Genomic DNA, 24,524 nt, shown 5'->3' with positions numbered 1-24,524 from the left:
TCGCGTATATCGATATTCGAATTGGTCTGGTTTCAATGACCGGGAGGCTGCGGGCTGCGGACGCACGGCGATCTAGCCCCCGCTGATCGTCCCCGCGCGTGAGAACGGAGCCCCGCGATCGACCAGAAAGAGGACAAGGTCCGTGTCGACGCTCGCATTCACGGGAAGCGCGAATTCCTCGGGGCCGATGGTCAGTGCGGTGTGCGTGTCCGCCCGTTGGTCACCCACTGAAACCGCGCCGTTGAACACGTAGAGCCAGCGGTCAAACCCGGGCATCGATGGCAGGGAAGCGCTTTTGCCGGCTGAGAGCTGCGTGTCGTAGAGATAGATGGCCTGACGGACATAACTTGGCGCCCCCGAACCGACTGGTCCGGACAGAAGCCGCCACTGATCCATTCTCTCGAGATCATTCAGATCGACGAACTGGACGGCAGGTTCCAGATCGGCCGCCGCGGGTCGAACGAAGATCTGCAGCATGTCGATCGAACCGTCTCCGACGACTTCCTCTTCGTGGGAGAAGCCGCGGCCGGCGTTCATGACCATCAACCGATCCCGCGAGATGATTTCGCTCCTCCCGGCGGAATCCGTGTGCTTCATGCGGCCCGAGCGGAGATAGCTGATGATCTCGTCGTTTCGATGCTGATGCATCCTGACAACAAGCCCTGGCTTGAGCCGGGCATGGTCGATGACGCCCAACCCACCGAAGCCGGCATCCTCCGCGCGCCCCAGGGAAACACCCGGCCAGATGCGACGGAGCTGGAAGGGCCCTTGCGCCCTGACCTGATGAGTATCAGGCGCCACGATGCCCAATCCTTGGATCGTTGCTTCCACGGTCATTGTCTCAATTCCCGTCCTTGTGGCTTGACGCCGTTCACGGCTGGATCGGCGGAAGCACCTCGGTGAACAACAGCTGGATCAGTTTCTGGCCGTCCGGCGTGCTCCAGTTCTGCGCGAGTTCCGCGATCATGGTATTGGTCGCGGTCAGAATGACGCCGGCGTCCTGCATGCGGCGGCGCGACATGTCCTCGGACAGCTCGAACGGCGATCCCGAAGCGTCCATGACGGCCTGCACATTGTAGCCTTCCGTGACCGCGTCGATCGCCGGGAAGACGAGGCAGACATCGGTCGTCACGCCGGCCATGATCAGGTTCTTGCGCCCCGTCGCCTCGACAGCGGCCTTGAAACCAGCGTCGGTCCAGGCGTTGACGATGCCTTCGCGCTTGACGCGCGTCTCGAAGGCATCCGGCTGAATCTCCTTCAGTTCCGGCAGCAAGGGGCCTTGCAGCCGGTCCTCCTGGCTGGAGGTCAGCACGGTTGGAATACCCAGGATGCTGGCCGTCTTCGCCAGCGCCAGTGCCATGCGTTTGGCGTGATCGACATCGATGTTCTTGATCAGTTTCATCGTGCCGACCTGGTGATCGATCAGCAGAAGCGCAGAGTTCTGGGCTGTGAAAGTCCTGGTCATTTTTGCGATCTCCATGGCTCAACAAGAGCACCATCGCCCCCGTTGAAGTGAATGGCCGACGACGAAGAGAGTTCGCCGCCGCGTCGTTCGCCTGGAAGAGCTGCCGCCGCGGGCAGGTTCCAGGCGAGCGGCAGCCGATAAATCCGGGACAGGTCCTACGCGGCGACAGCAACATCCAGGCTGGGATAGTCGATGTAGCCCTCCTGACCGGCCGAGAAGAACGTCTCCCGATTGGGCGCGTTGAGCGCGGCCTCCTGGCGGAAGCGCGTCGGCAGATCGGGATTGGCGAGGAACGCGCCGCCGAACACCGTCGCGTCGGCACGGCCGCTCTCCAGGGCTGCTTCAGCGCTCTGCTTGTCGAGCCCGCCGCCGATCAGGTAAGCCCCATCGAACAGCGGCTTCAGCAGCGCGTGGTAATCGAACGCGGCCCCGAAAAGAGCGACGTGCAGATAGGCCAGGTCGAAAGCCTTCAGCTGCTCGACGAGATAGCCATAGGTTTCCTGCGGATTGGCATCGGACATGTCGTTGTAGTTCATCTCTGGCGAGATCTTGAGGCCCACACGATCGCCGCCGGCCTCCGCCACCATGGCGCTCAGCACCTCGAGGATGAAGCGGGCGCGGTTCTCGACGGAGCCGCCATACCGGTCCTCGCGTGTGTTGCTGCCTGACGACAGGAACTGCTCGGGCAGATAGCCGGAAGCCCCGTGCAGCTCGACCCCGTCGAAACCCGCTTCAAGCGCCCGCCGGGTCGCCATCCGATAGCCGTCCACGGTTTCAGCGATTTCCGCTGCGCTCAGTTCGCGCGGCGTGACGAAATCCTGCTGGCCGCTCGCCGTCCAGGTCTGGCCGGAGGGCTTGATGGCCGAGGGTGCAACCGGCTGGGCGCCCCCGGGAAGCAGCGAGGGGTGCGAGATCCGTCCGCAATGCATCAGCTGCATGAAGATGCGGCCGCCGCGTGCATGCACGGCCTGCGTCACGCGCTTCCAAGCCGCCACCTGCGCATCGGTCTCGACACCCGGCGTGCGCACATAGCCTTTGCCCATTGCGGTGGGATAGACGCCTTCGGTGATGATCAGACCAGCGCTGGCGCGCTGCTCATAATATGTTGCCACCATCTCGGTCGGCACGCCGTCGTCGGTCGACCGCGAGCGCGTCATCGGCGCCATGACCAGGCGATTGGGCAGTGCGAGGCGGCCGATCTGTACGGAGGTGAAGAATGGGCTCATGCCACAGGTTCCTTCTCGATCATGTCTGAGAAGACAATGGCTGCTGCATGATGCGGGATAAATGGGCCTGAACGGAAATGATTGATCCATTGATGGAGCAATGAGGGTACGCTTCGTCGGTCGGGGGGCTCAGCGCCGGATCAGGAAACCCGGACAGCTCATGCTGTCCACCTGCGTCCTGACCGGCGTTTGCGCCGCGGCAGGTCGTTGCGCCATCCGTCAGGCTGCGTTCTTGATGGATGAGCGGATCAGGACGCGCTGAATCACGCGGTGGAGTCATCGATGTGGAATTGCTGAACGACATGGCTCTGTTCGTGGAGGTCGTGAAGTCGCGGAGCTTTCGCGGGGCGGCCGAGACCTTGGGCATGCCGAACTCCACCCTGTCGCGCCGGATCAGCATTCTCGAGAAGGCGATTGGGCTGCGCCTGTTGCACCGGACGACGCGCCGGCTGGAGCTGACCGAGGCGGGACAGCTCTATTTCGACCGGTGCAGGCGCATCGTCGACGAAGCCCGCCTTGCCCATGAACAACTGGGAGAGATGCTGGCGCAGCCGACCGGCCTCCTGCGCGTCTCCCTGCCGGTTGATTTCGCGAACACCTATCTGGCGCCGCTGATTGCCGAATTCGCGGAAAGCTATCCCGGAATCAGTTTTGAATTCGACCTGACGCCGCGCCGGGTCGACCTGGTGTCGGAACCGTTCGACGTGGCGATCCGGATGGGCGATCAGCCGGACTCGCATCTGATTGCGCGCCGCCTGGCCCTGCTGCCGCGCTTTCTCTACGCCTCGCCCGGCTATCTGGAACGCAAGGGCGAGCCCGGCCACCCGACCGATCTGGCGACGCATGAGTGCCTGCGCATGGTCGGCCCTGAAACCAGTGTCCTGATGCTGCATCACGCCAACCAGACCGAGGCGATCGCCATCGCGGGCCGGTTCAGGCTCAACAGCATCGGCCTGATCCGCCGTCTGGCGACGCTGGGCCTGGGGATCGCCGTGCTTGCCGAGGACATCGCGGCCGAGGATGTCTCGGAGGGAAGGCTGCGAAAAGTCCTGCCGGAGTGGCAGGCTGCGCCCATCCCGGTCTATGCGGTCACCGAGACGCGGCTGCTCCCGGCCAAGACCCAACGCTTCATCGAGTTCCTGCAGGAGTGCCTGAGGCGCAGATAGGCGGCCCTGCCTTGCCAGTGGGGTGTTGCGGCAGCCGCGCCTTTCACCCCAGGGCGGGCACCGTGCAGGGGGTAGTGCAAAGAACAGGATTCGGAAACGCTTGTGGGCGTCGGCTGGCGGACAGTGAGGGATTTCGCAGTCAGCAACCCGCACCCTTCGTCTAAGCGCGCTTGGAGTTGCAGTTTTTCCTATTTGACGCAAGGTTGGGTAAGATTTGATCGCTGCGGCGTGGGGCGAAAATGGAAATCGAGTTATTGAACGCGCAGACTGTTTCAAAGCGACTGCGCGGCCTGATCGACGGGCACGACGAGATCCACCTCGCGGTTGCGTGGGGTTTCAACGGTCCCCTTGCTGATTGCCTGCTAAACAATCGCCAGAAATTTGCTTCAGTCACGTTTGGTGTGGCCTTCTGTCAAACCGATCCAAACCTCATTGCGCGTCTTGTTGGTGTGAAGAACGCCTTCGTAGCGGACGGAGGCAAAGCCACTTTTCATCCCAAAATCTATTACTTCAGGACAGGAGAGACCGCAGAAGCGATCGTCGGCAGCTCAAATTTCACGATGGGGGGATTGGACCGGAATTGGGAAGCCTGCGTCCACGCGAAAGGACCCGCTGACGCGCCGTTCTTCAATCAACTAAGGGATTGTCTAACTGAATACAATGAGCTCCGCAGGACTGTAACGGCTGAATTGGTGAACACCTACCGGACTCAATTTGAGGCAGCCAAACAGCTAAGGAAACCCCGGAATCCGATTCTACCAAGACGTGACGGCTCCTCCCGCCCATTGATGCCGCCTTTGGTTCAAATGAGCTGGACCGAATACACCAACGCCGTACGGTCTAGTCGGCACCATGAGTTCGACACGCGATTGAGCCTCCTTAGGACTTGCCAACGGCTTTTCGCCAGCGTGAGTTCCTTCGCCCAGCTTTCAGGCCTTCAGTGGAAGGCGATCGCCGGGACAATCACCGAAAAACAAAATCGTGAGGCCGGCCTTGGCGAACACAATTGGGCTTGGTTCGGGTCTATGGCTGCCATGGGCAACTTCGCCAATCGCATCGTGGAGCAAGACGCATCATTGGCTCGCGCGATGGACTGCATTCCGCGGCACGGCGATGTAACCGAGGAGCACTACCAAACATTCTGCGAGCATTTTTTGAGAGCATTCGAGAATTCCAGTCGTACGGGTGGCGTGTCGACCGCAACCAGGCTTCTCGCAATGAAACGGCCGGATAGCTTTGTTTGCGTTAGCAGCCCGAACAAGCTCAGGCTCTCTGAGGCACTGGCCTTCTCAAGGACAACTCTTAGTCTCAAAAACTATTGGGAGCGCGTCATCGAGCCGATCCGAATCTCGAGTTGGTATAACGCCCCAAGACCGGCTGGTTCTGATGCCGAGTTGTGGGATGGGCGCGTCGCAATGTTGGACGCGATCTACTTTGATCCTGATTAACCTCCAAGCGTATTTGGTCAGCTAGAAAAACACAGTTTCGCTGACCAAATAATCCAAATAATCCGCGTGCCCCTGGCCAACGTTCAGCCCAGAGCGAGTTCGGGCGAGGAAGGAACGTTTCATGTTTACCCAATGGGTAGGCCCTCAGTTTGGCGCAGTCGAACGTGCCCTAGCCTCCAAGCGTCTCTTGGTGGTCGGAGAGTCTCATCATGCAGAGGAACACCCCGTAGGGTCAGTCGTCCCGAACATGACCCTCGATGTGTTCAAGCAGTACCGTACTGGGCCGTGGGCACCCTGGATGCGTACCTTTGACAATATTGCAGCCGCGGTTAACGGCCGCTCGAAAACGGAACTCGGGCGCGAAGGCTTCAACGGCATCTGGGACGAGATCGCCTTCTACAACTATATTCCAGTCGTTGCCGCGTCGGCGGCGCGTCAACGGCCATCCCCCGACCACTTCGCTGCCGGTGCAACCGCGGTTGAGGCACGACTAGGCTGCGGCGGCTTCCTCCACTGCCTGAATAAATTGATCGAAGCCATTCGCGCGCAGACAGGCCCTTGCCGTTGCCGCATATGACGCCTGCGGCCCTGCCGCCGCGGCAAGCTTCTCGATAAGCCGCTGTACCCTCTGATGGTCCTGAACCGTGCAAGCCTCATAGCTATCAGGACAGGCGAAACGATATTCTTCGATCAAATCCGATACTTCGCGCCACTTTTTCTTGCGAGCAGCGATCAGCCGCGGGCTGTCTAGATAAAGATAATGGACTGTCGTCTCCACTCTCTTTCTGATGATTGGGTTGCGCGGATCAACCGGAGCGGGCACGCCCTCTTCATCAAAGGTCATCAGTTTGGGGTCATTTTTGTCGGTAGGATCCAGCAGGAGAAAGATCTCATTCGCTATGCTGCGTTGCTCCCAGCTAGCCCGTACTGAGCCGGGAGACAGGGGAAAGTAGTCCCATTTGCCTCGAGTTACTCCCTCGCCATCCTTGTGTGGGGAGTTGGGGTAGCTTCCGGCGATGCGGTAGTTTTTCCAGTCGAAGGCCAGCCACGCATAGCCGTCATGCACCGTCCTGTCTGCGTCCAAGGCTCGTGATTTGGGCCGGAAATGATCTACGTGCCAATCAGAGACCGCGTCCGGAGCTTCGGAATACCAGCACTTTTGGCGCGACATTTCGAGAAGCTGATCCTTGATCTCACTCCAAATCGCTTGCTTGGTCGCGATGTAGCCGGCGCGCTCCTTCTTCGTTTCAAGCCTTTCCAGTTCGGCCTGCAACTCGGCGACCTTGGCCAGCCACGCGGCTGGTATCTTCGCGGGGTCCTGAAAGACATAGATCATTTTCGCGCGCCCCTTTCCTCCATGATGCGAGCAAGCATCATGCGCGCGACGTTGTTGCGCTCGGCAATCGTCTCCGGCGAAAGCGCAGCTCTGCCTTCATGCTTCAAATCAGTGAGCGCTCGAAGGAACAGTTCATACTCCGGCTCGCGATCCTCAAGGACAAAGCCAAGTCGCCTCAAGCGTTGACTAAGCTCTAGCAACCTTCGTTCCTGCTGCTGCGTGCGGCCCTTGACGCGCAGAAGCTCATTGCGCTCGTCGAGTTCGCCCTGGGTCGCGGGATCGAGTGTAGTAGGAAGGCCAAAAATCTGCGTGAGGATGCTTGTGAAGCCTAGCCCCCTGGGATCTACGTCCGGTGGCCGAACAGCGACCTCGCCGTTATCAGCGCGGGCGAAGACCTGAACCTGTGAGGCTTTAAGACTTCCTATGGTCAGGGGATCATGCGTGGTGAGGATGATATGGCTCTCACCTTGCCGTGCGACTTCATCGACCAAATGAAGATAGTCCCACTTCCAATTGGGATTGAGATGCGTATCAGGCTCGTCGAGGAGAAAGAGGCTTTCATCTTGGCTGGTGAACCGCATCAAACCGAGTACGCTCAGCAGTTGTTTCTCCCCGTCGCTGATCTCATGGAAAGGTATTTCCCCTTCAACGTTGTCTTTTGCGACCCAGATCCTCACCTCCCTTATTAGGTCGGAGATATCCAGCGTTTCTAGCAAGGCGAAGAATGTGCGCTCGTCGCCAAAGGCTGCTGCAATCTGGTTGAGACTGTCCAAGTCTTCGATGAAGAGATAGATTTGCTCCTCATTGGTTGGCTTCGCCCGATAGTCATCCTGCTCAAGCGCAAGATCTTCTATTGGCGCCAAGGCATGCGCCCAGAGCTTGTCGAGCAAGGTTCGCACCAGGCCGGAAGAGTTCCAGAAATTCTGCTTCCCCGACTGCGCTCTGTGCCGGGCTTCCTTCCCATCGGCCCATCGGGGCCGGCGCAGTATTATAAGCGCACTGTCGAAGCCGACGATGCCCATGTTCTTCTTCAGGAATGCCTTTGCCGATTCCGACCCGAAGGCAAAATAGCTTAGCAAGGCAAGCTGGCCATAAGCCGGACGACAGTAGAAGAGGCGGCGAAGGTCCATGTCATGGATGTCTGCCGCTGACGAGCGCGGGGATATGACCTTCTTGTAATATCTGAGCTGATGTTTGTCGAAAAGTTGCTCGAGCCGCCGACTAGAGCCGGAATAATAACCGAAAACATGCGAAGGTAAAAACGCAGACCGACCCGCCCGAAAGGCACTGCGCGATAAAGACTTACCGTCGACAGTGATGCGGGGCGTCGCGTGCTCTTGGCTGTTATCGATTACGATGTGATGACCATGGCACTTATAGGCAATCGCATATTCAAACGCTGATGCCGTGCCCAAATCCAGGTCCCGAAAGATCGTCGCCAAAGCCTCGATAACATTCGATTTGCCCGTGCCATTTTCGCCGACAAGCACGGTAGAAAGCTCGCTTTTGTCGAAATTGATCTCAACATTGCCAAGATTCTTAAATTGATGAATTTTGAGCCAATCAATTCGCATCTGGCGCCACCAGTTGATCCGCCAATTGCCCAATCGTTATCTGTTTTTGGCTCATTTCGCTGCGCAACTGCTTGTAAAATTCGTCGATCGTCATTTCGCTCTTACGCCAGACCTCCCTCGCCGAAGACGCTCCTCCAAGGCTCGTCACGATGGTGCGCAAATGGTCCCCCGGAACTTCGCTGCGTCTCTTTAGAAGCACTGCCCCCTCCCCGAACCTCGTACCCTTGTTGCCCTTCTTCGCCTCACGAACCGTAGACCGGAGAGGTCTAGTGCGATGCTCCGCGCGATCTTGCCTTATCTTCTCAAGTAGTGCTGTTGCCAGCGAGTCGGCCGGATCAGATGGAAGCAACTGCCCTTGAAAGGCTTTAGCTATGATGGATCTGTGAAGCTCTTCAAGTGCGACAGCAGCGTCATTGGCCGTCTTTCTCGCCAGCTCGACAGTGGCAAATTCCCGGTCGATCAACTCGACGACTGACCGATAATCTTGCGAGGCGGGAAGCGGCACGGGAAGCGCTCGCAGTGTCACGCCGCTGAATTTGGGCATGCTGCCGGACGTCCCCGTGGCGCGCTCACGAAGATAGTTACGCGCGAGCGGGCCATTGAGGTAGCGCCAGATATATCGTCGGCGATCCGGGTCTGAAATCCGCAAGCGCATCATCAAATCGGGATATATGTAGCTATTCTCAGGACCATCGAAGATTGCGGCGGCGCCCAGATACTCGATGGCGTTCGCGCGCTGCACGAGGAGGTCGCCCGATTTCAGCCAGTATCGGGAATCCGCAGGTAGCTCCTCATAAACTCTCTTCACCGCAGCATCATCTAGTCGAAGATAACCCGAGGTGGTCGCAGTAAGCCGCAGCGTTAGAGCACCCATTGCATCCGGGCCGGTTCGGGGCGACCAGCCATTGACGGGCCCCTCGTCGACCAGATCGGCGAGACAGCGATAGGCGCGCGATATCGGTGGATCTTCGATCTCTTCCCCAAAGACTTGTCGCAGCACGGCCTTTTGATACTGCTCGGCTGCCAGTAGCGCTGACCTGATATCCTCCGAGGCTGCAGCCAGCCTCGCTTCGGACGCAGCGATCGCCTCGGCAATGCGCCGCTGCTCCTCCACCGGCGCTAGGCGTACCCTGGTCTTTAGAAGGGTCGCCTTCGTGATGTGGCGAAGGCCAACGCCCCCATGAGCCTGATCAATGAGCTCGTCGAGCGTCTGATTAATCGCGAACTTCAGAAACACCGAGTCAATACGAGACCCGTCGAAGATGACGCGAAAGATATGTTGATTGAGGACGGCCGGGACGCCATTCCAGATGTGCGCGCCGAAGGACGTGCCCGGCGTACCCGACCAGGCAAACAGCAGTTCCCCTTCGTTCACCTCGTGGCGAGAATCGATGGGGCCATCGAAGTAATTATAGGGCGCATCAAGATTATTGAGATTTTGGATGCGAATGATCGGTCTGCCTGTATAAGCCCATTCGCTCGGCTTAAACGCGCGCCCGTTTATAAAGTCGCAAATTTCCCCAAGGGGTGCTTCGACCCAGTGTGCGGGAACGCCCGTCATTCCCTATTCGCTCCTCGCGCTTCCAGCTGCTCTGCCAATAGATCTACATGTTCCAGGGCATTGCGTAGATATTGGGCGATAGCCGCAACGAGTTCTTCGGGCTCGCGCGTTACTTGGAAATTGGAGTCGTCGCGCAACCACGCAATGTCGAGATTGTCGTTCCTCTCGGCGATTTGCTCACGGGTGAAGCAGCGAAAACGCCCTCGCTCTCCTTGATCCGTGCGCAGTGCCTTGCCGAACGGATCATTTCCGAAACAGGCCTCGAAGTCAGCCAGATGGGAGCTTGAGAGCGGCTGCTTCCTTCCAAAGGCAGCCATGTTCGCACGCAGGTCATAGATCCACACATTTTTCGTATTGTCGCGCTCCGCTGCGCCACGAACGAAGAACAACACATTCGTCATGACGTTCTGTGCGTAGAAAATGCCTGTAGGAAGTCGAACGATAGTGTGGAGGTCGCAACGATCCAGCAGGTCCTCACGGATCTTACGCCCCATACCCTCCTCAAAGAGCGCGTTATCTGGAAGAACGACGGCGGCGCGACCTCCCGGCTTCAGGCCCAGATAAATATGCTGAAGGAAGGCGAGTTGTTTGTTCCCAGTCGGATAGGAAAGGTCATCGCGCTGCTTGCGGGCGCCGCCTGACCGGGCGCCAAATGGCGGGTTGGCTAAAATGACATCGGGTGCGGCAAGGTCAGCGGAATCCGCTGTCAACGCATCCCCCAGTATCAATTTCAAGTCCAATCCATGCAAGAAGGCGTTCATTAGACAGATGCGAAAGGTTCCCTTTTCGATCTCCATACCTTCGAAGCGTGCCGATCCAAGCCCTTCTTTCGAGTCATTCGCGTGTCGCCGCATATAATCATGGGCGGCAATCAGAAAGCCACCGCTGCCAGCAGCTGGATCTTGGATAAGCTCTCCGCCTCTGGGCGCGACGAGACGCACGATGGAATCGACGAGCGCCCGCGGCGTAAAGTACTGTCCCGCGCCGGACCGAGCGTCCTGCGAATTTTTGGCGATCAGCCCTTCGTAAATGTCACCCATCGCATCGGTCGAAATCGACGACCAGTCGAGCCTATCGATGCCGTCGATCACGGCTCGCAAATTCTCGCTGTGGGAAAAGACCGTGGTTGGAAATGCGTAAATCTTCCGGACCCGCTCGTCCTCGGCATGCCCCCCAAGAAAGGTCAGCACATCGCGATAGTGGGTAAGCAAATCCTCCCCGTCATAACCGACAATGTCCTTCCAGCGATATCCCTTCGGGATGAGCTCCTCAGATTTGTTGGCCGCCGCGATGCGCAGAAAGAGGAGATAGGTGAGCTCTGAAATATATTCGTGATAACTAACGCCATCGCCGCGCAAAATGTGACAGAGATTCCATATCCGTTGGACGATATTGTCCTGAATCGCCACAGCACCCTCAAATCTTCCAGTTCTCACATCAAGAACGGCGCTACTCGCGCGCCGCTTGATGCGATCCAGCGTCGCCTGTCTATCGCTCCTTTCCGATGCTGTCAGCAGTGTCCCGGTGTTTTTGATAGAGTGTCTCGTAGCGCGAACCCAAAGCGCCGCGTTCCACCGAGCATCAGCCGCCAGACGTCGAATCTGGTCTTTCTCGGCTCGCGAGACTGAAAGCCTACCGGTTCGCTAGGAACCATTTTCACCGCTTCGATAAGGGACGGGGCGAGACGCCCAATATCGGGCGTTGACAGATCGAACTTCCCCATTACCCACGCCACCCCTAACTGAGCACCGCCCCCGCCGGATCGCCCCCACCGCCGCTTGGATCTCCAGTAGCCTCGCCATCGCTGGCGGCTTCTTCAGCCTGCCGCCCCCATCGTCGCCGACGGTTCCGCAGACCGGCAGGATGCTGATCTCATCGTCCATGACGACCGCGGTGAGGCTGTTCTGGATGCGCTCACGGAGGGCGTTTCGCGCCTCGCCGTCCATGGCGAGCATCTCAGGCACGAAGCCCCCGAAGAACGGCGCGAACGGCAGGGGTGTCTGATCGATCGTCGGGATGCTGCAGCATTTCTGCGGCATAAGCCGGGGCATATGCTGCGGCATTGCCGGGGCTCATGCTGCGGCATTGCCGGGGCTCATGCTGCGGCATATGCTGCCGCATTCCCGGGGCATATGCCGGGGCAATGCCAATCACAATCACCTATTACAACAGTATCTAACGATCCTGTTGTAATGCGCGCCCAGGCGCGGCCGAACGCGTTCCGGCCTTGGATGGACTGACGTCGGTTGTTCGGCATGGTCATGCGCTCCTCCTGAAGGTCGGCACGAGGGTGATGTTCTTGCCGAGCCCGCCGCGCTCGCGGCAGACCGAGCAGGAGAGCCGGTTGTGCAGGCCCATCAGGGTGCGCGTGCCCTGCCCGATCACCTCCTGGATCGCGCCCGGCCACATCCGCTTCGTGCGCCCGCAATCCTCGCATTGGGTGTCCAGCGACGCGACGCACCGCCGCCCTGATCTCCAGCAGCCATTGCCGGGGGCTTCTTAAGCCTTCCGCTGGCATCCTCGCCCACGAGACTGAGGCCGTTCTGGATGCGCTCACGGATGGCGTTTCCTGCCTCGCCGTCCATACCGAGCGTCTCGAGCACGAAGCCCCCGAGAAGGGCTCGAACGCGACCGGTGTCTGATCCATCGCCAGGATGCTGCGGCATTGCCGGGGCAGATGCAGGGGCAATGCCGGGGCAGATGCTGCTGCATATGCTGCAGCATTGCCGGGGCATGCCTCCGGCATATGCTCCAGGCATGCCAATCACAATCACCTATTACAACAGTATCTAACGATCCTGTTGTAAGGCGCGCCCAGGCGCCGCCGCACGCGTTCCGGCTTTGGATTGCCTGAATTCGGTTGCTCGGCATGGTCATGCGCTCCTCCTGAAGGTCGGCACCAGGTTGATGTTCTTGCCGAGCCCGCCGCGCTCGCGGCAGACCGAGCAGGAGAGCCGGTTGTGCAGGCCCATCAGGGTGCGCGTGCCCTGCCCGATCACCTCCTGGATCGCGCCCGGCCACATCCGCTTCGTGCGCCCGCAATCCTCGCACTGGATGTCCAGCGACGCGACGCAAGACAGTTCGGGCCGCTCACCACTTCCCGAATAGGCCAGGCTCATCACAAATCCCTTCTGTTCCCGTTATGTTCTCATTTAAGCCAGAGGGGGGCCGACAAGTCGAGTCGGTTTCGACGGCACGCTCCCAGCGAAGATCGATAACTTTTCTTATTGACATGGTGATAATTTAAATTATCGTTCTCGCATCGAATGGAGAGGCGCGCTGCCATGGGCCGGCGCCGCCCTCCCCGAAGGAGAGCGGGATGACCGGGATGAGCGAGATCGGCCTCAAAGCCACGGAAGGCGAACGGGAGAGCACCGGGCGGCCGGCGGCCCCTGCCTCCCCGCATTGCGCCACGCTCGCGGCCGCACTGGGCCTGGCCTGAGATGGCCCGCAGCTTCCCGGTGAGCATCGAGACGCTGGAGCTCGGCCATGACGACAGGTCGGAGGGTTTTTACGACCTGGTGATCGCGACCGATACTGACGGCAGCTTCTTCGATCTCCAGGCGATGACCAGCGACGGCAGGACCGTCCGCTCGCAGGACTGGCGCTGGGGCATGGCGCAGGAATGGATCGCGATCCAGGCGATGCGCAAGTTCAGCCAGCTGCATGAGGCGATGATCGAGGCGACAAGCCCCGACGCCCGCGCCGCAGCTTATGCCGATTTCACCCGCGCCCGGCGCCTCGAGGCCGCGGAGTGAGCGCCATGGCTTTGCAGTGCCTTCCAGCCCTTGCTCCAGAGGATTCGCAGATGACACCGATCCCAATCAGGGAGGCCTTGCGCGTGATTGCGAGCGAAGCCGGGCCGACGGCATGGGCCGATCTGTCAATCAGCACCGAACACCCGGATGACGGCGCTGTGCGCGGCGTGCTCTACCCCCAAGGCATCGCCGCCGGCCACTGCATCCATGGCCGCGGGCCGGGCTTTGCCGAGGCGCTCGACGATCTCCGCCGGAACTGGGCGCAGGCCCGCGCGCTCGCCGACAGGAACAGCATCCGCCGGCTGGCGCTGGCGATCATCGAGATCACCGGCGACCAGGGCGAATGCCCTGATGCGGCGCTGCGCGGCGCCGGCTTCGACCAGGAGCAGATCGAGCGCCTCGGCGCGCTGGCCTGCACCGAGGCGACCCGGCTCGCGGCCGGCGGGCCGTTCCGGATCATTGCTACGGTCGGCGCGAATGCGGCGGCGGCCGGCCGCCCCGCGCCGTTCCGTGCCGACATCGCCGACGCAATCCCGCTCGCTGGAGGCTGACCGATGGCACCGACCATCCTGGAATATCTGATCGCCGCGCTGGTCGCCCTGGTCCTGCTTAGCGCGCTGATGATGCTGTTCATTCGCGTGCTGTTCTGGAAGCCGATCGCCGACGAGGACTGGTCGCAGCACAGCGACGAGCGGCGGTTCGACCAGCGCTATCGGGATGCGGGGGAGTGAGCTCGCTGCACGCAGATCGCAATCCTCGTGGCCATTCCCGCGTCCCGCCACGGGCCTATAGCATCGGCCCGAAAAGTGCATTGCGGTTTTCGGGGCAAAGCCGATGCAAAGACAAAAGCTTAGAGCATCGGACCGGATACGATTTCCGGTCCGATGCTCTAAGCGCCCGGCGGTCTTTGCTACCGAATGCCGTATCGAAGCGTATGATGGCGAGCTGCCCCGGGTACGGCATATCCTTCGACGAGAGGCCTTCTGCTGCGCAAGACGTGAGACCTGGTTGGGCGGGGCACGGACCGGAGACTGTGGAGGGACCGATGAAACCAAGATGGTGCCTCGTCTTCAGCCCCCTCCTCCTGGTCAGCCTTGTTCTGCTAGTCAGCCTTGTTCTGCCGATCACCCTTGTTTTCTCGGGCAGTTCCGCTCAGGCGCAGCAAACGGTGCGCAAACCCGCCCGGATCGGCTGGATATCCCTGTTCCCGCTGGCGCAGGTCGAGACCTATCTTGGCGCCTTCCGGAGCGGTCTCGCGGCCGAAGGCTATGTCGAAGGCCGTGACATCGAAGTCCTCGCCCGCTCGGCCGACGGGAATCCGGAACGGCTGTCGGCAGTCGTCGACGAGCTGGTTGGCCTCAAGCCCGACGTGATCATCTCTCAGGGCACGGCCGTCTTTGGCCTGCGAAGACTGACCGAAATCCCTGTTGTCTATGGTTTCAGCGGCGACCCCATCGCGGCTGAACTCACCGACAGCCTGGCCCGCCCGAGCCGGAACCTGACGGGTGTCAGCTTCATGGCCATCGAGTTGAACGGGAAGCGGCTGGATCTTCTGCGGATGGCTGCGCCCCATGCCAGGAGGGTCATCCTCATGGGCGATCCCGTCCATCCGGGTGTCGAGCTCGAGATCGCCGCGTCTCAAGCCATGGCACGCCAGCTCGGGATGGAGCTCCAGTGGAGGCCGACCCGCGATGTCCAGGAGGTCAACACCCTTCTGGAAAACCTTGCCAGGCATCCGCCGGACGCCCTCGTGGTGCTGCCTGACAGCGTCATGCTGGCGAGCCGGAAGCAGGTTGCGGAGTTCGCCTCGGCGCAGCGGATCCCGGCCATATCCGGCTGGAGCATGTTCGCCCGAAGCGGCGGGCTGTTGACCTTTGGTCCCCGCCTCCAGGACAGCTTCAAGAGGCTGGCCTATTATACCGCTCGCATCCTCAAGGGAGCCAGGCCGTCCGAGCTGCCGGTGGAGAGATCCTCCCAGTTCGAACTGGTGATCAATCTCAAGACCGCAAGGCAGATCGGCCTCACCATGCCCGATGGCTTGATCGCTCTCGCCGACGAGGTCATCGAATGATGTCCCGGCATCGAGGCTGCGGCGACGCGCGAGGTCGGCGGACGCGCGCCGATGCTCCCGGCCGGACTGCAATGGCTCCGGGCCGTATCAAGGGCCGCGCGTGATCCCCTTCAAGCCGCTTTGAAAATCGACAGTGGCACGGGACTATGCTGAGGTTGTCGCTGTCCGGTCGCGGGGGCTTGAGTCGCATATGAGAATTCAGGCATTGCTCGCGCTGGCGCTGGGGGCGGGTCTATCGGCCTGCGCCAATTCCGTGCTGATCGATATTCCCGACGGCATCAATGCCCCGACCGGGCCGATCAAGTACTCCCACGAGAAGATCGGCCTCTACAGCCATTACCTGAAGATCCACACCAAGCGCGAATTCGACGAGCCGCGCGCCTCGGTGGTGCTGCGCATGGATTCCTTCGCGAACCGCTATGCCTCGACGATCTGTCCCTACGGCTTCGACTTCAACGACAATTCCGATCCGCCGGGCGGGCTGACCGACCGCCTGCTGCAGACCCAGAAAAACTATTCCTTCACCTGCTTCTGAGCCCGGGCGACCGGGGCGGAAGGCGGTTGCCCCCTGCCCCTACCCCGCCGATAGCGCGGTCGTTCAGAGCGTTCTTTCTCTCAGAGCGTTCTGGTGCTCTTCACCCCGAAATAGCAGATGCCTTCGCCGGGCTTGGCCGTGGCGTTCGGGAAGATGATGAAGCCCGGTTCCGGCGCGGTCACGGCCTCGCCATTGGCGCGGCGCGCGATCACCTGGCCCTTGGCGAGCGCGTCGCCGGTCTTCCAGTCGCCCTCGACCTTGTCGCCTTCAGCCTCGCAGATGATCACCTGCGTGATGTGGATGACCGTCCGGCCGGCGGTCGCAGGCGCCGGGGCATCGACCAGGCCGAGATGGGCGAGCGCGTTCAGGATCGCGGCATAGCCAACCTCGATCGAGGCCGGGTCGTCATGCGAGCCGCATTCGAGCGTCACGCCATAGCCGCCGGCAAAGCGCATATATTCGGTCGTGCCATAGCCTTCGGTGACCGAGAGGCGCGGCAGGTCGAGCTTTTCGCGGGCCGCGATCAGCCTGGCGTAATTGTCGAGCCAGCCATGGATCACCACCGGCACGCCGAGGCAGGCGGCGAAGGCGCCCTCGGCCTGCGCCTGCCGGAACGGTTCGAGCTCGCCCCGGTTGTCCTGCGGGCCGAAGAAGACGAAGGGCTCGCCGGCGCCCCGGAAGGAATGGACATCGAGCAGGACCTCGTGCTGGCGCAGCAGCGCGCAGATATGGTTGCCGATCCGGTCCTCGTAATTCGCCGGCAGCGGTTTTTCGCGCATGTCGCGGTTGAGGTTGCGGTCGCCCTCGCGGGTCTTCAGCCGGTAGGCCTTGGGGTTGGCGATGGGCAGGAAGGTGACCTCGCCGCGGCGAATGACCAGCTTGCCGGAGCGGCACTCCTCGATGACGCGGCGGATGGCGTTGGGGCCGCAGGTCTCGTTGCCATGGACCGCGCCGAGCACGATCAGCTTCGGGCCGGCGGCCAACCCGGTGAAGCGGATGCTCTCCAGCGGCCCGTCATCGAGGCCGGCTGCGGCCTGAAGCGGCGCGGAATTGTGGGGCATGGGCTTGGCCATGGGTCTTGTCCTTCGAAATTGCGTAAACGACGCCGTCGCGGCCTTGCCGCTCAGACGAGTTCTGCCGCCCTGATGCAGCGGACCTCGTGCTGGATTGCGTGCCCCTGCCCGACCGCGGCCAGCGGCGGCGTCGGCTGGGCGCGGCAGCCCTCCCGCATCTCCGGGCAGCGCGGGTGGAAGCGGCAGCCGGAGGGCGGCTCCAGCGGGTTCGGCACCTCGCCCGACATCTTCACCGCCAGCCCGTGGTTGAACGGGTCCGGGATCGCGGCGATCAGCGCGCGCGTATAGGGGTGGCGCGGCTCGGTGAAGATGGTGTGCCAGTCGCCGGTCTCGACGATCCGGCCGAGATACATCACCGCGACGCGGTCGCTCATATGCTCGACGACACCGAGATCATGGCTGATCATGATGTAGGAGAGCGAGAGCGTGTCCTTGAGCTCGAGCAGCAGGTTGATGATCTGCGCCCGGATCGAGACGTCGAGCGCCGAGACCGGCTCGTCCAGCACCACGATCTTCGGCTTCAGGATCAGGGCGCGCGCGATGCCGATGCGCTGGCGCTGGCCGCCGGAGAATTCATGCGGGTAGCGCTCGGCCTGCTCCATGCGCAGGCCGACATGGCGCATGATCTCGGCGATGCGGTCGTCGATCTCGCTCTTCGTCGTCACGCCATGCATGCGCAGCGGCGCTTCCAGCGTGCGGCGCACCGACTGGCGCGGGTTCAGCGAGGAATACGGATCCTGGAACACCATCTGCGCGATGCGGGCGCGGGCCTTGCGGTCGACGCCGGGCGCCGCGATGTCCTGGCCGTCGAGGATGACGCGGCCGCGCGTCGGCGCCTGCAGGCCGAGGATCGAGAGCGCCAGCGTCGATTTTCCGCAGCCGGATTCGCCGACCAGCCCGAGGCACTCGCCCTTGCGCAGCACGAGATCGACGCCGTCGACGGCATGGACCGTGCGGCGCTTGCCGCCGAACAGCCCGCCGCCGAGATTGAACTTCACCTCGAGGTCCTCGACCTTGAGGATGGTGTTGTCGCCCGTCTCACTCATGATGATGGCACCTCACCAGGCCGTCATGCGGCAACGGTGTCTCTCCGGGATCCTGCGCCACGCAGATCTCGGTCCTGGCATAGCAGCGCGGGTTGAAGCGGCACCCGTCCGGGAAGGCCGTCACCGCCGGCACGACGCCGGTGATCTCCTTGAGCTTGTGGCGGCCATGGCGAGCGCGCGCGCCGAGCAGCGGCAGCGAGGCGACGAGGCCCTTGGTATAGGGGTGGCTCGGCGTCCGGAAAACCTCCTGCGCCGGGCGCTTCTCGACGAGGCGGCCGGCATACATCACGCCGACGCGGGCGCACATATTGGCGATCAGGCCGAGATCATGGCTGATCATCAGCACCGCCGTGCCCTGCGCCGCCGAGAGGTCGCGGATCAGGTCGAGGATCTCGGCCTGGACGGTGACATCGAGCGCCGTCGTCGGCTCGTCGGCCAGGAGCAGGTCGGGCCGGCAGGCGAGCGCGATCGCGATCATCACGCGCTGGCGCATGCCGCCCGAAAGCTGGTGCGGAAAATCCTTGACGCGCCGGTCCGGCGCCGGGACGCGGACATTGGCGAGCGCCTCGACGGCCTTGCGCTCGGCCTCGTGCCAGGTCGCGCCCTTGTGCAGCACGAACATCTCGGCGATCTGGCGCCCGACCGGCGAGAGCGGGTTCAGCGCCGTCATCGGTTCCTGGAAGATCATCGAGATGGCGTTGCCGCGCAGCTTGCGCATTTCGCCCGCCGAGAGGTTCTGGATCTCGCGGCCCTTGAAGCGGATTGTGCCGCCGCCGATCGCGAGCGGGTGCCGCAGCAGGCCGATCAGGGAGAGCGCGGTGATGCTCTTGCCGCAGCCGGACTCGCCGACGAGGCCGAGCGTCTCGCCGCGCCCGATCGTGAAGGAGACATCCTTCACCGCCGGAAAGCGCCTGGCACCGACGATCAGGTCGAGCCGCAGGTTCTCGACCTCGAGAAGCGCCTCGCCACTCATGCCCGTCGCACTCATGCCCGTCGCGCCCGTGACTGCGGATCGAGGATGTCGCGCAGGCCGTCACCGAGCAGGTTCAGCCCGAGCACGGTGACGAAGATCGCCAGGCCCGGGAAGACCGAGATCCAGGGCGCGGTGGTGATCTGGTCGCGCGCGTCCGAGAGCATGCTGCCCCAGCTCGGGAAGGGCGGACGGATGCCGAGCCCGAGGAAGGAGAGCGAGGCTTCGGCCAGCACCGCGCCGCCCATGCCGAGCGTGCCGATGACGATGATCGGCCCCAGGATATTGGGCAGGATCTGCGTCACCATGATGCGGATATCGCTGTAGCCCAGCACCTTGGCGGCCTGGACATAGCCCTGGTTCTTGAGCGAGAGTGTCGAGGCGCGCGAGAGCCGGCAGGTATAGGACCAGTTGGTCAGGCCGAGCGCGATCAGGAGGCTGGTCAGGCCCGGGGTCAGGATCGCCATGATCGCCAGCGCGAAGATCAGCGAGGGGATCGCCAGCATCATGTTGGTCACGCCGCTGACCAGATCGTCCCACCAGCCGCCCCAGTAGCCGGCCGAGAGGCCGAGCGCCACGCCGATCACCGTGTTGATCAGCTGCGAGACGATGCCGACCGTCAGCGAGATGCGCGCGCCATGCAGCACGCGGCTGTAGATGTCGCGGCCCTGCGCATCGGTGCCGAACCAGAACTCGCTGCCGGGCGGAATCTCGGCATTCATCAGGTTGGCGTCCATGACCGGGTCGGTATGGGCGAGGAAGGGAGCAAAGGTACCGGCGACCACGACGGCCGCGAACAGCACGCCGCCCATCACGAGATTGGCTCTGAATTTCATCGGCACCCTCAGGTGTATCTGATGCGGGGGTCGATGGTCGCGGCGAGAACGTCCACGAGCATGTTGACCAGCAGGAAGAAGAGCACGATCACCAGGATGCAGCCCTGCACCACCGGGATATCGCGCAGCGAGACGCTGTCGACGAGCAGCGAGCCGAGGCCCGGCCAGGCGAAGAGCTTTTCGACCACGACGGCCTGGCCGATCACCGAGCCGAATTGCAGGCCCACCGTGGTGAGCACGATGACGAGCGCATTGCGCGCCAGGTGCCACTGCACGACGCGGCGCTCGCTCATGCCCTTGGAGCGGGCGGTGCGGACGAAATCGGCGTTCATGATCTCGAGCACGGAGGCGCGCGTGGTGCGCGCCAGCAGGGCGAGCGGCGCGACGCCGAGCGCGATCGAGGGCAGGATCAGGTTCTTCAGCGAACCGTCGCCATAGCCGAAGCTCGGCAGCCAGCCGAGCGTCAGCGCGAAGAGATACATCAGCATCAGGCCGAGCCAGAATTTCGGCAGCGAGAGGCCGGAGACGGCGGCGACCATCGAGATCATGTCGATCCAGCTGCCCGGCCGCAGCGCCGCCAGGAAGCCCAAGGGCACGCCGATCGCGATCGCAAACAGCATCGAGGCGAAGGCGAGCTGCAGCGTCGGCCAGAGACGCTCGGCAATCAGGTGCCAGACCGGTTGCCGGGTGCGGAACGAGGTGCCGAGATCGAGCGTCACCAGCTGCCCGATATATTTCACGAACCGCGTCGCGACGGGCTGGTCGAGCCCGAACTGCTGGTTCATGCGGGCGACGGCTTCCGCATCCATGACGGTGCGTCCGTCAGCCATCTGGCTGGAGGCGAAGCTGCCGGGGATGACGCTGAACAGCAGGAAGATCAGCGCCGCGACAGCGAGCAGGATCGGGATCGCCTGCAGCAGGCGCCGAAAGACATAGGACAGCATGCAGAACTCCTGGCCATGGACGCCCGGCAGCGAAGGCCGCCGGGCGCCAGGCTTGGATGCGCTCTAGAGATTACTTCGCGGCCGGGGACGACGCGTCGACCCAGAGATCCTCGTAGTACTGCAGGGCGAGTTCCGTCGCGTTGGGCTGCAGGCCCTTCAGCCAGGGCTGGTAGGCCAGCACCGCCTTGTTGTAGTTGAAGAACCAGACCGGGGCGTCTTCATAGACGATGCCGTTGGCCTTCTTCAGCAGGTCGATGCGCTTGGTCACATCGTCCGTCGCGCCGGCTTCCTCGATCAGCTTGTCGACCGCCGGGTTCTTGTAGGTGGTGTAGTTGCAGGCGCTCTGGGGCGTCTGCGAGTAGAAGCACTTCATCTGGGTCAGCGGATCGGGACCAGAGGTGTTCGACCAGATATAGGCCTGGTAGTCGCCCTTCGAGACGATGCCGCCGAGCGCCGAGCCTTCGACCGGCTTGATCTTCACCTTGACGCCGACCTTGGCCAGCATCGGGATCACCGCCTCGACGATCGGAACGCCCCAGCTCTCGTTCGGGCTGGCGGTCCATTCGAACTCGAAGCCGTCGGGATAGCCGGCCTCGGTCAGGAGCTTCTTCGCCTTCTCGGGATTGAAGTCGTAGGGCTTCATGTCCTTGTCATAGGCCGGCGAGGAGAGCGGCAGCCAGCCGGTGGCGCGGTAGGCCTTGTCACGGACGAGGCGCTTGATGATCAGCTCGGCGTCGATCGCGTGGTTGATCGCCTGGCGCACGCGCTTGTCGGAGAAGGGCTTGAAGTTCGGGTTCATGCCCATGTTGCGGGTGAAGACTTCCGCGACCTCGAGGATGCCCTTCTTCAGGTTCGCATCAGCCTGGTAGGCGACATATTGCGTCGGGCCGAGGATCGAGACGTCGATTTCCTTGTTGCGGAAGGCGATGTCGCGGGCAGCCGCCTCGCCCATCGGCGAGATCACGACCTTGTCGGCATAGGGCTTGCCGGCCTGGTAGAACTTGTCCCAGCGCTCGAGCACCATGCGCGAGCCCGGAACATGCTCGACGAACTTGAACGGGCCGAGGCCGATCGGCTTGTTGAAGAAGTCGGGCTCCTGCGCTTCCTTGGCCGGGTAGATCGAGGTCGTCGCGGTCCGGAACAGGAAGCCCGGATCGGCCTTCTCGATCAGCGTGATCTCGAGGGTGAAATCATCGATCTTCTTCAGGCCCGAGATTTCCTTGGCCTCGCCCTTCTGGAACTCCTGGGCGCCCTTGACGCGCCGGACATAGGCCGCGCCGGGATAGTTCTTCGTGGGATCCATCAGCCGGGTGTAGGTCCAGATGATGTCGTCGGCCGTCATCTTGCGGCCGTTATGGAAGAGCGCGTCGTCGCGCAGCTTGAAGGTGTGGACCGTGCCATCGGCGGAGGTGGTCACGCTCTTGGCGAGTTCCAGCACCGGCTTGTTGTTGGTCGAATCCCATTTGTAGAGCGCGCGATGCAGCGCGTAGCCGTAGATCTCGTCCTGGATCTGGTTCGAGACATGGCTGTCATTGCTGACGAAGGATGCGGCATAGGGCGCCGTGAAGCGGATCGTGCCGCCGCGGCGCGGTTCCTGTGCCTGGGCCGAAAACGCCATCGTCAGCGTCAGCGCGGTGGTCAAAGCCAGTCGTTTCAACACGTCAAATCCTCCCAAATTTCCCGTTGATTTTCTTGGTGCCGCCCCTGTCAGGGGCGGCGTTGGTCAGTCCCGCATGGAACCTTACTTGGTTTTTCCGGTCTGTCTCCCTCGCGTAGCCGGCTGTCCCCGAGCAATTATCCCATCAGGCTTGATCCTGTCAGGCATTCTTGGCGGCGCGGTCGAACACGACCTTGCCGTCCAGGATGGTGAGATCGCAGCGCGTGTCCTTCAGGATCTCTTCGGGCGCTGCGGTCAAAAGGTTGCGTGAGAACACGGCGACGTCGGCGAGATAGCCCGGCACGAGCCGGCCCTTCACCGCTTCCTGCTTCTGCGAGAAGGCGCCGAATTCGGTATAGGCCTGCAGCGCCTCCTCGATCGAGACGCATTGGGCCTCGTCCATCACCGTGCCGCGCCAGGTCTTGCGGGTCAGCATCGTATAGAAGTTCGGGAACGGATTGGGGTCGCAGACCGGCGCGTCGCTGCCGGTCGCCGGCTTCAGGCCGAGATCGAACCAGGTCCGCAAGGGGTAGCTCGACAGCGCCCGCTCCGGCCCGAGCACCTTCACATAGGCGTCGCCGAAATCGTAGATGAAGACCTGCTGCGGGCAGGGATAGATGCCGGCCGCGACCATGCGCTCATGCTGCTCGGGCGTCGAGAAGCCGCAATGCTCGATGCGGTGGCGTCGGTCCGGGTCGGGATGGGCGGCAAGCGCCTTCTCGTAAGCCGTGATCAGCTGCTCGATCGCCGCATCGCCGATGGCGTGGCAGGCGAGCTGGTAGCCCTTGACATGGGCGTCCATGACCTGGCGCTCGACATCCTCGTTCGAGAGCATCTGCACGCCGGTGGTCTTGTCCTCGCCGAGATAGGGCGCGTTCATCCAGGCGGTGCGGCCGCCGGCCGAGCCGTCGAGGAAGAGTTTGACGGCGCCGACCATCAGCATGTCGTCGCCGGTGCCGGAGATCAGGCCGGCGTCATGGCATTGCGGCACGACCGAGCGGCCCTCGTCGCCGAGCAGGGTCAGCCAGGTCCGCACCGGCAGGCGGCCGTCGCGCTTGGCGCGGTGATAGGCCGAGATCTCGCCGAAGGCGCCGCGCTGGCCGACCGCCGCATCCATGCAGCTGGTGATGCCGAGCGAGAGCAGATAGTTGCCGCCGCGCTCGATGCCGGCGACCAGATCTTCCTCGCTGGCGCGCGGAATCGCGGCCCAGACCGGGGCGCGGGCGTTCTCGGCCAGCATGCCGGTGAGCCGGCCGTTCTGCTGCTCGATCAGGCCGCCGGGCGGGGTCGGCGAGGCCTCATTGATGCCGGCGAGCTCCAGCGCCATCGAGTTGCAGATCGAGACATGGCCGCAGGTCCGGATCAGCATCACCGGGTTGTTCGGCGCGGCGCGGTCGAGCTCCTCGCGATAGGGATGCCGGCCGGTATCGAGCTTGGTCTGGTCGTAGCCGCGTGACAGGATCCAGTCGCCGGGCTTGGTGCCGGCCGCGCGCTTGGCGATGGCATCGAGCAGGGAGGCGAGGTCCGGCGCGACCGACGGGCGGGCATCGACCCAGTCCATGGTCATGCCGAGCGAGACGAGATGCAGGTGGGAATCGTTCAGGCCGGGCGTGGCGAGCCGGCCCTCGAGATCGATCACCTTGGTGCTCGGGCCGATCAGGTGAGCGATCTCGGCATCGCTGCCCGTGGCGAGCACGCGGCCCTGCCAGATCGCCAGGGCTTCGACGACCCCGTCCTCGCGGCCGCACCAGATCGGGCCGTTCCGGAGGACGAGATCGGCCTGCGGCCGGGCGCGGTGAGCCGGGGTTTGAGCGGAGAGCGTCATGGAAACTCCGAATGCTGTCAGGGCTTTAGTCCG

26 protein-coding genes are annotated in these 24,524 nt (G+C 62.5%); 8 read left to right on the top strand and 18 right to left on the bottom strand.

The features are described from left to right. Positions 1-72 precede the first annotated feature (72 nt). From FG93_RS23855 to FG93_RS33175, 4 genes are all read right to left on the bottom strand, one after another. The gene (locus FG93_RS23855; protein WP_043239580.1) at positions 73-801 is read right to left on the bottom strand and encodes a pirin family protein; all 729 of its coding nucleotides are present in this window, start codon (positions 799-801) and stop codon (positions 73-75) included. 70 nt (positions 802-871) lie between these two features. Then, positions 872-1,465: an isochorismatase family protein gene (locus FG93_RS23850; RefSeq protein ID WP_043239578.1), complete on the bottom strand. Its 594-nt coding sequence runs from the start codon at positions 1,463-1,465 to the stop codon at positions 872-874. 155 nt (positions 1,466-1,620) lie between these two features. After that, positions 1,621-2,691, bottom strand: coding sequence for an alkene reductase (locus tag FG93_RS23845; RefSeq protein WP_043239332.1), 1,071 nt, complete (start codon positions 2,689-2,691; stop codon positions 1,621-1,623). Between the two features lie 19 nt (positions 2,692-2,710). Next, positions 2,711-2,995, bottom strand: coding sequence for a hypothetical protein (locus FG93_RS33175; protein ID WP_162531539.1), 285 nt, complete (start codon positions 2,993-2,995; stop codon positions 2,711-2,713). On the opposite strand from FG93_RS33175, the gene FG93_RS23840 reads away from it, so the two are divergent. Together FG93_RS23840 and FG93_RS23835 are read left to right on the top strand one after the other, a co-directional pair. Continuing rightward, positions 2,976-3,857, top strand: coding sequence for a LysR family transcriptional regulator (locus tag FG93_RS23840; protein ID WP_043239330.1), 882 nt, complete (start codon positions 2,976-2,978; stop codon positions 3,855-3,857). The two genes, FG93_RS33175 and FG93_RS23840, sit on opposite strands and share 20 nt — an antisense overlap. 239 nt (positions 3,858-4,096) lie before the next feature. After that, entirely contained in the window at positions 4,097-5,305 is a 1,209-nt protein-coding gene (locus FG93_RS23835) for a phospholipase D-like domain-containing protein (RefSeq protein WP_043239329.1), read from the top strand. A gap of 490 nt (positions 5,306-5,795) precedes the next feature. On the opposite strand, the gene FG93_RS31400 is transcribed toward FG93_RS23835, so the two are convergent. The 7 genes from FG93_RS31400 to FG93_RS23805 form a co-directional block, all read right to left on the bottom strand. Next, entirely contained in the window at positions 5,796-6,641 is an 846-nt protein-coding gene (locus FG93_RS31400; protein WP_052514114.1) for a hypothetical protein, read from the bottom strand. Next, complete coding sequence (locus FG93_RS23825) at positions 6,638-8,215, bottom strand: AAA family ATPase (protein WP_043239324.1); 1,578 nt, start codon at positions 8,213-8,215, stop codon at positions 6,638-6,640. Before FG93_RS23825 ends, FG93_RS31400 begins: the two co-directional genes overlap by 4 nt. Further along, positions 8,205-9,776 (bottom strand): restriction endonuclease subunit S, encoded by a 1,572-nt coding sequence (locus FG93_RS31395; protein WP_052514113.1) that lies wholly within the window; start codon positions 9,774-9,776, stop codon positions 8,205-8,207. The genes FG93_RS23825 and FG93_RS31395 overlap by 11 nt, the downstream gene beginning before the upstream one ends. Next, entirely contained in the window at positions 9,773-11,185 is a 1,413-nt protein-coding gene (locus FG93_RS23815) for an N-6 DNA methylase (protein ID WP_244448712.1), read from the bottom strand. The genes FG93_RS31395 and FG93_RS23815 overlap by 4 nt, the downstream gene beginning before the upstream one ends. Positions 11,186-11,419: 234 nt before the next feature. Next, positions 11,420-11,839, bottom strand: coding sequence for a hypothetical protein (locus FG93_RS23810; RefSeq protein ID WP_043239322.1), 420 nt, complete (start codon positions 11,837-11,839; stop codon positions 11,420-11,422). 196 nt (positions 11,840-12,035) lie between these two features. Beyond that, positions 12,036-12,185 carry a hypothetical protein gene (locus FG93_RS33015; RefSeq protein WP_161783875.1) on the bottom strand — a complete coding sequence of 50 codons (150 nt, stop codon included), beginning with the start codon at positions 12,183-12,185 and terminating at the stop codon, positions 12,036-12,038. Positions 12,186-12,649: 464 nt separating this feature from the next. Continuing rightward, a complete protein-coding gene (locus FG93_RS23805; RefSeq protein WP_043239320.1) occupies positions 12,650-12,895 on the bottom strand; it encodes a hypothetical protein in 246 nt (81 codons plus the stop codon). A 200-nt stretch (positions 12,896-13,095) separates the two neighbouring features. On the opposite strand from FG93_RS23805, the gene FG93_RS33895 reads away from it, so the two are divergent. From FG93_RS33895 to FG93_RS23785, 6 genes are all read left to right on the top strand, one after another. After that, positions 13,096-13,218, top strand: a complete 123-nt coding sequence (locus FG93_RS33895; RefSeq protein ID WP_280114158.1) for a hypothetical protein — start codon at positions 13,096-13,098, stop codon at positions 13,216-13,218. 1 nt (position 13,219) lies between these two features. Further along, the gene (locus FG93_RS23800) at positions 13,220-13,534 is read left to right on the top strand and encodes a hypothetical protein (RefSeq protein WP_043239318.1); all 315 of its coding nucleotides are present in this window, start codon (positions 13,220-13,222) and stop codon (positions 13,532-13,534) included. Between the two features lie 50 nt (positions 13,535-13,584). After that, positions 13,585-14,085: a hypothetical protein gene (locus FG93_RS23795; RefSeq protein WP_043239317.1), complete on the top strand. Its 501-nt coding sequence runs from the start codon at positions 13,585-13,587 to the stop codon at positions 14,083-14,085. Positions 14,086-14,088: 3 nt separating this feature from the next. Then, the gene (locus FG93_RS33010; protein ID WP_161783874.1) at positions 14,089-14,265 is read left to right on the top strand and encodes a hypothetical protein; all 177 of its coding nucleotides are present in this window, start codon (positions 14,089-14,091) and stop codon (positions 14,263-14,265) included. A gap of 314 nt (positions 14,266-14,579) precedes the next feature. Then, positions 14,580-15,605, top strand: coding sequence for an ABC transporter substrate-binding protein (locus FG93_RS23790; RefSeq protein WP_161783873.1), 1,026 nt, complete (start codon positions 14,580-14,582; stop codon positions 15,603-15,605). Between the two features lie 190 nt (positions 15,606-15,795). Next, the gene (locus tag FG93_RS23785; RefSeq protein WP_152579592.1) at positions 15,796-16,140 is read left to right on the top strand and encodes a hypothetical protein; all 345 of its coding nucleotides are present in this window, start codon (positions 15,796-15,798) and stop codon (positions 16,138-16,140) included. A gap of 80 nt (positions 16,141-16,220) precedes the next feature. Here the strand turns inward: FG93_RS23785 and FG93_RS23780 are convergent, their stop codons facing one another. The 7 genes from FG93_RS23780 to FG93_RS23750 form a co-directional block, all read right to left on the bottom strand. Beyond that, positions 16,221-17,213, bottom strand: coding sequence for a succinylglutamate desuccinylase/aspartoacylase family protein (locus tag FG93_RS23780; RefSeq protein WP_200878150.1), 993 nt, complete (start codon positions 17,211-17,213; stop codon positions 16,221-16,223). A 50-nt stretch (positions 17,214-17,263) separates the two neighbouring features. After that, entirely contained in the window at positions 17,264-18,259 is a 996-nt protein-coding gene (locus FG93_RS23775) for an ABC transporter ATP-binding protein (protein ID WP_043239312.1), read from the bottom strand. Further along, positions 18,252-19,232 (bottom strand): ABC transporter ATP-binding protein, encoded by a 981-nt coding sequence (locus tag FG93_RS23770; RefSeq protein ID WP_043239569.1) that lies wholly within the window; start codon positions 19,230-19,232, stop codon positions 18,252-18,254. Before FG93_RS23770 ends, FG93_RS23775 begins: the two co-directional genes overlap by 8 nt. Positions 19,233-19,243: 11 nt before the next feature. Beyond that, positions 19,244-20,065, bottom strand: a complete 822-nt coding sequence (locus FG93_RS23765) for an ABC transporter permease (protein ID WP_043239310.1) — start codon at positions 20,063-20,065, stop codon at positions 19,244-19,246. 8 nt (positions 20,066-20,073) lie between these two features. Continuing rightward, entirely contained in the window at positions 20,074-21,009 is a 936-nt protein-coding gene (locus FG93_RS23760; protein ID WP_043239308.1) for an ABC transporter permease, read from the bottom strand. A gap of 70 nt (positions 21,010-21,079) precedes the next feature. Next, the gene (locus FG93_RS23755) at positions 21,080-22,627 is read right to left on the bottom strand and encodes an ABC transporter substrate-binding protein (RefSeq protein ID WP_152579604.1); all 1,548 of its coding nucleotides are present in this window, start codon (positions 22,625-22,627) and stop codon (positions 21,080-21,082) included. Positions 22,628-22,826: 199 nt separating this feature from the next. Next, the gene (locus FG93_RS23750; RefSeq protein ID WP_052514112.1) at positions 22,827-24,491 is read right to left on the bottom strand and encodes an amidohydrolase; all 1,665 of its coding nucleotides are present in this window, start codon (positions 24,489-24,491) and stop codon (positions 22,827-22,829) included. Positions 24,492-24,524: the final 33 nt, after the last annotated feature.

The organism is Allobosea sp. LC85 (genome assembly GCF_000735605.1).
Lineage (GTDB): Bacteria > Pseudomonadota > Alphaproteobacteria > Rhizobiales > Beijerinckiaceae > Allobosea.
Note: the sequence above shows the minus strand (reverse complement) of the source record. Positions and strands in the feature narration are given on the sequence as shown.